Source organism: Paenibacillus sp. GCM10023250 (genome assembly GCF_042653205.1).
GTDB lineage: Bacteria > Bacillota > Bacilli > Paenibacillales > Paenibacillaceae > Paenibacillus_Z.
Genome location: NZ_JBHSHY010000027.1, coordinates 22,012 through 34,375 on the forward strand (window position 1 = coordinate 22,012; position 12,364 = coordinate 34,375).

The 12,364-nt window shown below is 45.5% G+C and carries 10 protein-coding genes and 1 pseudogene; 9 read left to right on the forward strand and 2 right to left on the reverse strand.

Annotation, left to right across the window (positions count from 1 at the left end):
- The 9 genes and pseudogenes from ACFPB1_RS19080 (at window position 1) to ACFPB1_RS19120 (ending at window position 9,904) form a co-directional block, all read left to right on the forward strand.
- The gene (locus ACFPB1_RS19080) at window positions 1–1,188 is read left to right on the forward strand and encodes a nucleotidyltransferase family protein (RefSeq protein WP_379227703.1); all 1,188 of its coding nucleotides are present in this window, start codon (window positions 1–3) and stop codon (window positions 1,186–1,188) included.
- Window positions 1,189–1,332: 144 nt separating this feature from the next.
- Complete coding sequence (locus ACFPB1_RS19085; RefSeq protein WP_379227704.1) at window positions 1,333–2,574, forward strand: sulfotransferase family protein; 1,242 nt, start codon at window positions 1,333–1,335, stop codon at window positions 2,572–2,574.
- 65 nt (window positions 2,575–2,639) lie between these two features.
- The gene (locus tag ACFPB1_RS19090) at window positions 2,640–4,508 is read left to right on the forward strand and encodes an asparagine synthase-related protein (RefSeq protein ID WP_379227705.1); all 1,869 of its coding nucleotides are present in this window, start codon (window positions 2,640–2,642) and stop codon (window positions 4,506–4,508) included.
- A 20-nt stretch (window positions 4,509–4,528) separates the two neighbouring features.
- Window positions 4,529–4,630, forward strand: a pseudogene (locus ACFPB1_RS19095) (paeninodin family lasso peptide); the annotation flags it as partial.
- Between the two features lie 159 nt (window positions 4,631–4,789).
- On the forward strand, window positions 4,790–5,710 hold the full coding sequence (locus ACFPB1_RS19100) for an aldolase (RefSeq protein WP_379227706.1): 921 nt from the start codon (window positions 4,790–4,792) through the stop codon (window positions 5,708–5,710).
- A 2-nt stretch (window positions 5,711–5,712) separates the two neighbouring features.
- Entirely contained in the window at window positions 5,713–6,000 is a 288-nt protein-coding gene (locus ACFPB1_RS19105; RefSeq protein ID WP_379227707.1) for a lasso peptide biosynthesis PqqD family chaperone, read from the forward strand.
- 66 nt (window positions 6,001–6,066) lie between these two features.
- Window positions 6,067–6,516: a lasso peptide biosynthesis B2 protein gene (locus ACFPB1_RS19110; RefSeq protein ID WP_379227739.1), complete on the forward strand. Its 450-nt coding sequence runs from the start codon at window positions 6,067–6,069 to the stop codon at window positions 6,514–6,516.
- 47 nt (window positions 6,517–6,563) lie between these two features.
- Complete coding sequence (locus ACFPB1_RS19115) at window positions 6,564–8,372, forward strand: ABC transporter ATP-binding protein (protein ID WP_379227708.1); 1,809 nt, start codon at window positions 6,564–6,566, stop codon at window positions 8,370–8,372.
- 320 nt (window positions 8,373–8,692) lie between these two features.
- Entirely contained in the window at window positions 8,693–9,904 is a 1,212-nt protein-coding gene (locus tag ACFPB1_RS19120; RefSeq protein ID WP_379227709.1) for a copper amine oxidase N-terminal domain-containing protein, read from the forward strand.
- A 159-nt stretch (window positions 9,905–10,063) separates the two neighbouring features.
- On the opposite strand, the gene ACFPB1_RS19125 is transcribed toward ACFPB1_RS19120, so the two are convergent.
- Both ACFPB1_RS19125 and ACFPB1_RS19130 read right to left on the reverse strand, forming a co-directional pair.
- Window positions 10,064–10,237 carry a paeninodin family lasso peptide gene (locus tag ACFPB1_RS19125; RefSeq protein WP_379227710.1) on the reverse strand — a complete coding sequence of 58 codons (174 nt, stop codon included), beginning with the start codon at window positions 10,235–10,237 and terminating at the stop codon, window positions 10,064–10,066.
- A gap of 42 nt (window positions 10,238–10,279) precedes the next feature.
- Entirely contained in the window at window positions 10,280–12,226 is a 1,947-nt protein-coding gene (locus ACFPB1_RS19130; RefSeq protein WP_379227711.1) for an asparagine synthase-related protein, read from the reverse strand.
- Window positions 12,227–12,364 lie beyond the last annotated feature (138 nt).

Here is a 12,364-nt window from a genome sequence, read left to right on the forward strand (position 1 = left end):
ATGAATGAATTTACAATTAATCTGCAATCGTTTCCGAAAGAGTTACAGTTGCTCTTAGCAGTACTCGGGTTTGAGAAGGATAACGATTCACTGGGGAATGTGTATTTTGAGACATTTACGGACATAAATTGGGACCGCTTCCTTGCGCTAGCTATCCATCATCGGGTGTATCCCCAGGTGTATGCCATTCTTAAGCACAATCAATCGCAATTTCCGTTTCCGGCCAACGTGATGAGCAACCTACACTTAGAGTATAGAAGGAACGCGTTTGCCATGTTTCAATTAAGTGCGGAAATGCATCATGTGAGCGAACTATTACAGAATAAACAAATCCGTACAATGGTGCTGAAAGGTCCGATACTTGCAGAGATCCTCTATGGAGATCTGTCTCTTCGAACATCCAAGGATTTGGATATTCTCGTTGACGCAGGTGACGTTGAAACCGCTGTTGGACTTCTTGAAGAAGAAGGGTACATATGTACCGATTTAGAACAGCTGAATATAAGCCAGAGACTGACGCATCATATTTCATTGCTGCATCCCGTGAAGAAGATCGAAGTAGAGCTGCATTGGCGATTAAATTCGCATTCGTCAGCGGAGCCTGCCTTTGATGATTTATGGATCAGGAGCAGGGTGCTTGGCCGCAGCTCCATCCATTATTTGAGCCATGAAGATTTGTTTTTTTTCCTTGTATCTCACGGCGCTCGGCATGGCTGGTTCCGACTTAGATGGCTTACGGATATTCAGTTATTTATGAAGCTAGATGTGGATTGGCAGCAAAAGATGATTCCGTCACTTAAGCATTACAATGCCTTGGTTGTCGGCGGGCTAGCGGTGCTTTTAACGAATCAGTTGTTAAAGACCGATTTGCCGGAAGCGATGATGCCTTTTGCGCATCATCGAAGAACCCAAAGATTAGCGGTACGTAGCACGGTTTTTTTTAAGGATATGGTGTCTTTTACGGCGCTACCGAAAAAACTGGTCTTGCATTATAAATGGTACTTATTTACGCTGCATTCCGATAACAAGAAATTCTCCTATTTACTTGACCAGTTTATTCCTACCCGCAGAGATGTCGAGATGCTGCGGCTTCCCAAATCACTGTCTATTTTCTATTTCCCTTTGCGGCCTTTATTGTGGCTGGTAAGGCGATTCAAAATGAATGATGTCGATAAAGCTCGACATTAAAGCGGTTAAGGCCTCTTGCACCAAGAGTTCATTCTTGGTACAAGAGGCTTTTTTACGTTGCTTGCTAACTTATAAAAAAACGATACAAAACGGAATAAATGTGCTACAATTGCTACATATCGTATCTAAAAGACGGAGGGGCATATGATCTCACAGGATGGCACCAATCTCGTTTTTCTTCTATGTACACCTAGAAGTGGGAGTTCTTTGTTGACGACGATCCTTCAAAATCATTCCGCCGTCTTCGCTGCTCAAGAGATGTGGTTTCTGATGGGGTTGTATGACTTGAAGGTATCGCCGAATCGGCCATATGGAGGCACGGGAATCGTTAAGCGTTTCTATAACGGTATCGTCCCCGATTCAATCTATGATCAAGCCTGTAGGAAATTTGCCTTACAGATTTATAATGGTTTGCTTCAAAGTGGGGATGCGCGGTTGATCCTCGACAAATCGCCAAGGTACTACTGCATATTGGAATTTCTCGATCGATTATTTCCGCAATCAAAACGCGTCTGGTTAATCCGTAATCCGCTTGCAGTACTTGCTTCATATAAGAAGGTCTATGGTGGCAAGGGGGAGTTGCATCTAACTGAAGCATTGGTGAGCGAGAGCTTCGATATGAAAATCAACGATGTTACAGTGGGGATGCTACGGTATCTTGATTATTTTGCCTTGGACCATCCGTGTACCTATAAATTATATTATGAACAATTGGTTGATCGTCCTCGTGAAGTGATCCAGGATATATGTGAATTTCTCGGTATTGCCTATGAGGAGGGGATTGAGAAATACGGTCTTTATTCGAAATCGACCAAGGCGGATTTGTTCTACAGCATGGGCGTGGGCGACCCGTATGTCGCTCAACATCAGGAAGTACACCGAGAGTCAGTAGATAGTTGGAAGACTGTGCTCGACAAGAAAGAGATCGAGCTCTACTGTAGGGCGATCGGCGCCAAAATTTTCCGTGACCTCGGATACAATGATGAATTGGAAGCAGCGGAGCAGATTGTCGGCACGCGGTTTGATATGGGGCCAGATGAGGATATGGTTCATCGTCGAACAAATCAGTTATCGGCTATGACGGGCTGCAACTGGACTGATAGTTACGGGATTCGGCGTACAGGGGATGTCATTCAAGATAAACGAACTGAAGAATCATTTGTTTCCCCCCTCAAGGATAAAGGCGAAATTCTTCGATTGCAGATGGCATATCGCACGTTGGAACAGCGACTGACAGATAGCTATGATAAGCAGCAGCGAATTCAAGCCGAGCTTGAGCGATATCGCTCAAAAATTAACCGTCTAAAGTCACTTCTTCCGTTTAGCGGTCGGGTCATGAAATGGGCAGATCATCACTTATTTTCCTCTCCTGAGGTGAAGCGATGAGCGCGATTGTCGGAGTAATCGGTATAGATTCGGATATGGATGTCTCCCCGATTGGGAGGACACTGATGAACGGATTGGAGGATTTTCCAGCCGATGATATCCGGACGCGAAACGAGGAATCCGTGTTCATGGGATGTCACGCACAATGGCTTACGCCTGAATCTGTGAACGAACCAATGCCAAGACTCGACGAGAATCAACATTTAATGCTTACGGCGGATATCATTCTTGATAACCGCGAAGAACTATTCGAGCGGTTATCAATTCACGCGTCTGATCGTAGGGCAATGACCGATGGTGAGCTAATCCTACGCGCATACACGAAATGGGGGACGGAATCTCCGAAGTATCTGTTGGGGGATTATGCTTATATGGTCTGGGACCGTGAGCGACGGCTTTTGTTCGGGGCAAGAGATCTCATGGGTAATAGAACGCTCTATTACTGTCAACAGGAAAATTGTTTTGCTTTTTGCTCTACGATCTCTCCACTTCTCGCCTTACCGAACCGGATAAAGACGCTGAATGAAACATGGTTTGCCGACTTCCTGGCGATTCCGGATATGTTCGACTCCTTCGATCTCGCTTCAACCGTATATGGTGGGATTCGTCAGCTACCACCGGGCCACTCATTCGTCCTTCAGAGAGGGCAATTCAACGTCAATCGATATGACACGGTTATCCCTGACCGAGAAACAAAATTCAAGTCAAACAGTGAATACGAGGAAGCATTCCGTTATGAATTGAATACAGCGGTCAAAGCTAGACTGCGTACCAGACACAAGATTGCGGTCTCGCTGAGCGGTGGATTGGATTCAAGCTCTGTAGCGAGTTTTGCCGCACGGATGCTTAAGGATCATGGTAAGAGCCTGGATGCCTATAGTTATATTCCTGTAGACGATTTCACGGACTGGACGGGGAACGGAATGCTGGCCAACGAAACCCCATTCATTCGAGCTACTAGCGACTTTATTGGGAACATTAACAACCGTTATATGAGTTTTGCTAACAGCAATGCATTGACCGAGGTGGGAGAGTGGCTTGACACACTCGAAATGCCTTATAAATTCGTGGAAAATTCCTTTTGGATCCGGGGGTTCTATGAGCAAGCGGCTCGCGATGGTGCTGGAATCTTGCTGACCGGTGCAAAAGGTAATCATTCGGTCTCCTGGGGACCGGCTATCGGTTGTTACGCTTATATGCTACGAAAGTGGAAGTTGCTCAAGCTCTACCGGGAGCTTCGATGGTATAGCCGTAAGAAAGGTGTCGGGAGGAAACAGTTAATGATCCTGATCGCCAAACGGGCCTTCGGTGCAACTACGCTTGATCCGCGGGAGCGCACCCCGGTTTTATCCGCAATCATTAATCCGGAGTTTGCCTGTAAGATGCGAATGGTTGAAAGACTTTCGCCTCATCGGAATAGTTTGAACGGCTCGCGGTTATTGAACGCGCTTGACGCACGCATCCAACATTTCGAGAATGGTGCAATTTCTAACACATTCGGCAACAAGGCCATGAAGCTTTCGTTGCGTTATCGCGTGTGGGAACGTGATCCGACAAGCGATGTGAGGGTAGTGCGATTCTGCTTATCTGTACCGATGGCGCAATATGTTCGCGAGGGACAGGACCGATCGCTGATCAGAAGATCCATGGCTGGCTTGCTGCCGGATGAAATTCGCCTGAATCATCGCGTTAGGGGGATACAAGGCGCAGATTGGGTCTATCGAATGAGAGCGCATTGGGCGGAAGTAATCGATGAGGTCGAATCAATGTGTAAAGAGCCGGTCTTTGCGCGCTATATGAATGTTGACCGCATTCGGAAGGCCTGCGGATTCGTAGGAAAGGCGCCGGAGGCGGAACAAGCGTTCAACGGGGAAACTCGATTAATCATGCAGAGTCTAGTGATAGGTCGGTTTCTTCATCGATTCCAGGCTTGAGCCGAAAGGAGGTGATAGCAATGGCGAAGAAAGAATGGCAGCAACCGGTCTTGGAAGTTTTGAATGTAAGTATGACAATGGCTGGCGTCGGGAGCAAATACGTCGATTATGTGACGGCCGATAACTATGAGGAAATCCTAATCGAACCTAGTAGCCCAATTGTCTTCTTTGGCGGTTCGTCGCCATCGCCGTCGTAACGGAATTATACTTAGTCGGCGACCTTCATGCAGCCTCTAGCTGTATGAGGGTCTCCGAAATCTTCTCTGGGGGATGGAAGATTGATGATCCACATAATGAACAGATTTTACTACTGGGCTTTTGGCCTTCGCATCTTAAGTGAATTTTCGCTGCCAGAACTGACGCAGACTCAATTCGTCCAAGAAGAATCGGATATAGAAATTGGACTAAGTGATTTGTCAACTCGATGGGAGCAAGCTCGTAAATTTCAAGGCTATTACGGTATTCAAGGTGATTGCTTGCTGATGTATGTACCGGATGTGGCGATCTTCGGAATCGAAGATGGCTCCAGAATTGAGGTATCGCCATTGATTTCAACTGACATGGAACTTATTCGCCTTTATTTATTAGGCACCTGCATGGGGCTTTTGTTAATGCAGCGCGACTTGCTCTCGCTCCATGGAAGCGCAGTCGTTCTTAATGGCAAAGCATATGCGTTCATCGGCGAATCGGGTGCCGGCAAGTCGACGCTTGCCGCTGCGTTTCTTCATCAAGGCTGCGCATTGGTAAGCGATGACGTCATTCCGGTACGATTGTCTGGAGCAAATCCTGTCATTATTCCAGCGTATCCCCAGCAAAAATTATGGCAAGAAAGTCTGGATGGTCTTGGTATGGCAGGTGAGTATAAGCCGCTGCATGACCGTCAAACCAAATTCGCAGTCCCCGTGTTATCTTCGTTCTACGACAGGGAAATCGACCTAGCCGGCATTTTCGTACTTACGAAAGGACACGACCGGCAAGTCGAGGTCGATCGGGCGACAGGTCTAATGCCAATCCCGCTATTAATGTGTCACACCTTTCGGGGGAATCTCGTTCCCTTTCTACAGCGAGAACAATGGCATTTTGCCTCTTGCGTGAAACTGGCACAGCATCTTCCCGTGTATAGAATCCGCAGACCGGCAGACGGGTTTACAGTCAAGGAGATCGTAGACCAAATATGGACAACAATTAAAGAGGTGGAATAAACATGGGCAAATTAATGATCAACGAGAATCAGTCGTTTTGCAGAGCAGAAGGAAATCTGGCAAGCAACATGGACGGCGATACGGTCATGATGAGCATCGCCAGCGGAAAATATTATAATTTAGGTCAAATTGGTGGGAGGATCTGGGATTTAATTGAACAGCCCCTGACCTTGAATAAGATCGTTGCGATCTTGTGTGAGGAATACGAGGTGGAAGACAACTTATGCGCGGAGCATGTTCGCATCTTCCTGGCACATTTATTGGAAGAGGGTCTTGTTACGAACGGATAACAAAGCGGGAACTATATAGAAGGAGTATGGTTAAAGGTGCGTCGGAAATTATCGCGCTTGTTCAAGATGAATCGTCAAACGAGATGGCTTATTATAGAAGCTACTTATTACTTAGCGTGGGCTAGGCTGCTGAAGGCACTGCCCTTTTCTAAGGTAGTTAACTATTTAGGACTACAAACAGACGAAACGACTTTCTCCTCAAGCGAGGAAGAGGAAGTAACGATGCGCCGCATCTCGAACGCGCTCTTACTGGTCAGTAAACATACTTGGTGGGAGAGCAAATGCTTAGTCAGGGGTCTGGCTGCCATGAAGATGCTTGAGCGGCGCGGTATTGCTAGCACCATATACTTCGGCACGGCGAAAGACGACCAGGGCAAACTGATTGCTCATGCTTGGTTGAGAAGCGGCCGCTTATATGTTACGGGAGCAGCCGAAATGCCTAAGTTCACTATGGTTCGTCTTTTTGGCAAAATCGTTTCCAACCCTCATCGAAATCGAACCACGCAAGAGGGGTAATCGGTTTGAGGGAAGAGCATCCCTGCTTTGTAGAAGGAGGCAACACGTTGAATCAATTATTATTTTATCTTCGCAAACTTCATAAGACGGAAGGAAGGCGCCTATACTGGAATCTCATTAGCATGATCTTCATAAGTCTCATGGATAGCGTTAGCTTATACCTGCTTGTACCGGTCATGGGCATTATTGGTGTTGTCAATATGGCTTCATCAAACATTCCGTTCATGGCTGAGGTATCCAAAGGTCTCCATTTCTTTCCGCAGCAGATGCTTCTTCCTATTGTTTTGTGTGCCTATTTCATAATCGTAACGGGTCAATCCTTCATAAAAAGGCAGCAAACGATTTTGAACTCAGTTATTCAACAACGATTCATCAAACAATTGCGCATCGAGACGTATCGTACGATTATGGAGTCTGACTGGCTTTTCTTCGTTCATCGACGGAAAGCCGACTTTAGCTCCGTTCTAACGACCGAGCTGGCGCGGGTCAGTCAGGGGACAATACAAACGTTGAATCTCGTGACGTCAGTAGCTTTTACTCTTATTCAGATTGCTTTCGCAATGGTGCTCTCCTGGCAGCTTACTTTAATTGTAATCTTCTGCGGACTTGCCTTTGCTTATTTTTCTCGGCATTTCGTACGAAAAGCCAAGACACTTGGAAACAGTACGACGGAGCTATCGATGGACTACTTGGCTGGGGTTAATGAACACTTTAACGGCATCAAGGACATCAAAAGTAATGGCTTGGAGTCCTCGCATTTGTCTTGGTTCCAAATAATCTGTAGGCAAATGGAGCGAAACGTTGTGAAATTCGCTACACTTCAGGCGACAAGCCAGATTCGTTACAGCTTGGTGTCGTCTTTTCTAATTGTAACGTTCGTGTACCTCTCTATAGATATATTTAATGTTACGGCAGGACAGATGATGTTGATTCTGTTAATTTTCGGCCGGCTATGGCCGCGCTTCTCCGGACTTCAAGGCACGATTGAGCAGATTGCAATGTCGATCCCGGCTTTTTCCAAATTGCTCGATATCCGTACGGCTTGTGAGCAAGCAAAAGAGCCTTGGAACAACATGGACGCTGAATTGCCGATGCCAATGCCGATTCGCGAGAGCATCACATGCAAGCACATTTCTTTCCGATACGATAATGAACAGTCGTCGTATGCTTTGAGAGACGTTTCTTTGACAATTCCGGTAAATAGTATGGTGGCAATCGTCGGCAAGTCAGGGGCCGGTAAGAGCACGCTTATCGACTTGATTATTGGTCTTCTCACACCGAATCAAGGAGAAGTTCTTATCGATGGCAAACCATTGGAAGACCAAAATATTCCGAGTTATCGACAGACGATCAGTTATGTCTCACAAGAGCCTTTTCTCTTTAATACAAGTCTTCGTGAGAATATGAAGCTGGTTAAGCCGCATGTGAGCGATACCGAGATTTGGCATGCTCTTCACTTTGCGGCATCGGCTGAATTTGTCAAAAATCTCCCCAGTGGGCTCGATACGGTAATTGGCGACCGAGGAGTTCGTCTGTCGGGCGGAGAACGCCAACGAATCGTATTAGCGAGAGCGATTTTGCGAAAGCCGACCGTCTTGATTCTAGATGAAGCGACCAGCTCGCTTGATAACGAGAATGAGGCCATCATTCAAACGGCCCTTGAGCGATTGAAGGGAAATATGACGATCATCGTCATTGCCCATCGCCTGTCCACGATTCGTAATGCGGACCAGGTCCTTGTACTTGACAAGGGAGAAGTTATTCAACAAGGAGCGTATGCTCAACTGGCTTCGGAGACGAAAGGAGTATTCGGGAAACTGCTTTCTTTTCAAGAACCACGTGATCTTTCGGTATAGGACCATCGGTCCTGATGACGATCTGAATTTCGACAATATAACAAAAGAGTATGTGTTTAGATTAAGAAATGGACGAATATCTACAATTTTATACAACTCATATTATGAGTAGGATGTCGATGAAGTTGCGACGAGTATAGGGCTTATATCGCTGTTTTTTACATTTACTAAATGGTATAGTGTGAAATATATAATAATATGGTAAATATGGTTCGGTATTAGGAAATAAAAGTGGGAGTTTATTATTGCATCTATGACACACAGAATCTGAAAAGAGAGGAACTGCGGCTAGTAAATTAGGAGACGGAGGTAGTGCAATTATGAAAAAATGTAAAATGGTGTTCGCTTTGTTAGTCGCTGTTGCGATGGTTTTCTCGTTCGCTTCGATCAGTATGGCGGCCACGAATTCCAGCCCGGACTATATTCGCACCTATCTAGAAGATCAAGAAATTCAGTTTGACGTTCATCCTTTCTTGACTGGCGGGACCGTTTATGCAGGCTTTCGAGGCATCTTTGAGGCACTTGGTTATACGGTCAAGTATGATATGAAGACGAAAATCGTAACGGGTTTATCCGCGTCGACAACGATCATGATTAACTTGAAAACTAACGAAATGACCATTAATGGCGGAAAGTTTGATAAAATTCCACCGAAGCCGCCAACACCAATTCTGATTAAGGGCCGTACGCTCGTCCCGATTCGGTTCATTAGTGAAGCTTCAGGATTGGATGTTGAATGGATCAAAGCCTCCCAAATCATTCGGCTAACTTATAAAAAGCCGGACCAAAATGATCTCGACGCTATCAAGGCGCTATTGATCAAAAATAAGAAAGCAGCTGCGGAGGGTAATCTGATTGATCTGTTGGCCACCTTCGATACTAAGTCTCCTATTCGGAATGATTATAAAGAAGTAACGGCGATCACGTTCCCGAACTCCGCCTCTACCTTTGAAGACATCAAAATTAAATCCTGGCAAGGCAACAAAGCGACAATTAGCTATAAGGTAACGACGAAGGGGGATGGTGAGGAATTCTTCTTAGATCGTCTAGATCTGATTGAAGCAATACTGACTCGCACAGCGGTTGGTGGTTGGAAGATTTATGATATTAAAACCAAATCTACAACGTACCCGAACGCTAATGACAACGGGTTGCAAGAAGTAACGGTTCCAGACGCGGAAAAAACAGCTATCCTTGCAGTCGTAAATGCTAACGTAGCAGCCCTAAACGCAGAGGATGCCGTTGCATTGAATACTACATACAACGGAGATGCAAGCGTTACTAAACAGTTGGTAGATGCGTATGCTGCTCTCTTCAAGAAGTACGACATTAAATTTACGAATGAAGTTGAGCGTATCATTTATTACAAAAACGAAACGGCATTCGTATACGTTAAGCAAAAATCGGAGAAACAATCACCCTCCGATTATGAAAACAAACGCTTATCCATTGTTTTTCAAGTGAACAAGGATAAATCGGGAATTTGGAAGATTAATCCAGTCAGCCAAATAATTTTCACCGAGAAGTTGTAAACTTAGTTCTAATCAGTACAGGACCCCCTCTAAATCGTTGGCAACAACGGTTAGAGGGGGTCCTGTACTATGAAAGTTATACTTGAAAATAAAGGAGCTGTCTGAAAGCCTATAGCTCTCTAGACAGCCCTTTGAATGCAAAATGGCTTAGAATCTTCCTTACGAAACAGGTATTGGTCCAGAATTGCCGCCGGTTTGATTCCCTGGATCGTATTGGTCCGTGTCCAATACTCCGCCAACATAAGTCCAGTCAGTCAATTTGGAACCAAAACCAAGCATTGTTTCGTTGACGCTAAGTACTTCCATTTTTGGCTGTTGCCATACTTTTTTCATTGTGTCACCTCCCTTCAATGCAGGTTGCATGAATAAAAGAAATCAAAAGCTCTTTAAGAAGCGATAGACAATTAAGCTACGCATTAAGAAGATCATGTTGTCGTTTGTAGCTAGATCAGGTTGAGGAAGTTTTCGTTCAATATCTGATAGCGCTGCGTTGATTGCTACCACGTTCATATATTCCATTACTTGAGGATCTCGACATAATATGCGCATCTCCGCGATAAACTCCGGCCATGAGGGAATCATGCGATGCACCCAATCCGCTCCCTGGACTCCACGTAGTCGTTGATTCATTCGAACTGAATCCGGCAAATATCCTTTGGTTGCTCTACGGATTAAGGAACGGCCAACACCTTGTAGTACGAATTGTTCGACTGGAATCGAGAGACAAAACCGAACGACCCGTGGATCGCAAGAAGGATCTCGTTCCCAGACACCGTATCGTAAAGATAGCTTGGAGCCAGAAGTGCCTTGCATGTTAAGAACAGCGAGATTATTGAAGAAGAATTGCCTCTCCTGCATTAAATTCAACGGTGCATCGCTGATGGTATATTCATGTTCCTTGAGCTTGTTATACACTTCGGTACGCGAAGCGAAATCTGGATGGATCAAGGAAGGAATTTCCCCCTCCCGATTGGTTTTAACGAAAGGCAACCTGGCCATGAGCGGGAATGCAAGCTTGGCTATGTTCGGGAAGAGACGCGATCTCCGTACTTTGATTTGTTGGCTGAATAACGTTGCATGTTGATAGAATCGTACCCATTGCATCGACTTGAGGAGGTGGGCGCAATATTGGGTCACCGATCCCCAAGAAATCGAGTTATTGCCCCGTGCCCCTGTAAGCAGCACGCCAATGTCTTGTTGGCTGGCTTTCTCGTAAATATCCTTGATCCAGAACGAATTAATAAAAAACTTATATGGCGATTCCATGATACGGAGAACTTCATCGATCTCGGTTAGAGGACTGAGCCCTGGAGAATCTAGGTAAGTGGCTTTGATATTACCAATATGTCTCACTGTTTCTTGAATGAGCGGCCGCTCATTAGCCATCATATGGCTAGCTGTCCAATCCTTGAAATCAGCAGCAGGGACGTGACTGTAAGCGTACAACGTTCTGCCTTCATCGCGAAGAGATCTTGCGGCAAAGCTAGCGACACTTCCGGAATCAAGACCACCGCTTAGCGTTGCGCCAATTTGCTTAAAGGTTCTCAGCCTGGAGGAAACAGCTTGGCTAAACACCTCTCGAAAGGCTTCTTCATAATCGGAATTGGACTGCAATAAGACCTGTTCATCGGTGACTAGCGTATCGTACCTTACGACATGAAGGGTCCCTTTTGTCGCGATTAAGCAATGCCCAGGCGGAATTTGTTGGATGTTACGATATGCTGTCATAAATGGGTCGACACAATCGATCGGGGCGGAAATGGCTAAGTATTCGGAAAACCAATATTCATTAAGCGCCTTCTCGATATAATCTAGTGAAAAGAGGGGCGTAATGGCCGTACAGAAGGTGATTTTTTGTCGATGTTGGTGATAATATAACGTTCGATTCCCCGCGAGATCTCGCGCTCCAAATAGAAGTTTATTCTTCTTATCCCAGATCATGAACGCATAATCGCCGATAAGATGTTTAGGAGATTCCGTCCCCCAACGAACGTACGCCAGAACGATTAGTTCGGAGTCTGTTATGACATCTCTCTGCGAAGGGATTACCTGTAAAAGTCTGTATAAATCCTCACGGTTATCCAAAATCACATCAGCTGTAATTGCAATATCGTAAATCTCATCGTAGTATGGGAGTTTCTCGGATACGGCTTGAGGGGTAATCCACTTGGCGTGGCAACCCATGAAGACGGAATCTTCTTGCCAATGTTGTCGGTCATCTGCAGGATATAGTCGCATCGCATGCATGAGACGTTGTCCCTCTTCCCGCAAAGCGTCATGTGATTGACCTTCTTTATAGACGATACCAACGATAAGGCTCATAGGCCCCTCCTGCTACAATAATCTGTGACTAAGCCCATTATACAGATAATTAAGCAAAAATGAAACAATTTGTATCTGTTTTTTGAAATAAAGATACAAATCGTCTCGTTGTTTGGTCAAAATAGATTATAAAGCCAC

What these genes read in the sequence shown, in the direction of transcription:
- ACFPB1_RS19080 (WP_379227703.1), top strand. Translation starts at nt 1, where the DNA reads ATGAATGAATTTACAATTAATCTGCAATCGTTTCCGAAAGAGTTACAG.
- ACFPB1_RS19085 (WP_379227704.1), top strand. Translation starts at nt 1,333, where the DNA reads ATGATCTCACAGGATGGCACCAATCTCGTTTTTCTTCTATGTACACCT.
- ACFPB1_RS19090 (WP_379227705.1), top strand. Translation starts at nt 2,640, where the DNA reads ATGAACGGATTGGAGGATTTTCCAGCCGATGATATCCGGACGCGAAAC.
- ACFPB1_RS19100 (WP_379227706.1), top strand. Translation starts at nt 4,790, where the DNA reads ATGATCCACATAATGAACAGATTTTACTACTGGGCTTTTGGCCTTCGC.
- ACFPB1_RS19105 (WP_379227707.1), top strand. Translation starts at nt 5,713, where the DNA reads ATGGGCAAATTAATGATCAACGAGAATCAGTCGTTTTGCAGAGCAGAA.
- ACFPB1_RS19110 (WP_379227739.1), top strand. Translation starts at nt 6,067, where the DNA reads ATGAATCGTCAAACGAGATGGCTTATTATAGAAGCTACTTATTACTTA.
- ACFPB1_RS19120 (WP_379227709.1), top strand. Translation starts at nt 8,693, where the DNA reads ATGAAAAAATGTAAAATGGTGTTCGCTTTGTTAGTCGCTGTTGCGATG.
- ACFPB1_RS19125 (WP_379227710.1), bottom strand. Translation starts at nt 10,237, where the DNA reads ATGAAAAAAGTATGGCAACAGCCAAAAATGGAAGTACTTAGCGTCAAC.
- ACFPB1_RS19130 (WP_379227711.1), bottom strand. Translation starts at nt 12,226, where the DNA reads ATGAGCCTTATCGTTGGTATCGTCTATAAAGAAGGTCAATCACATGAC.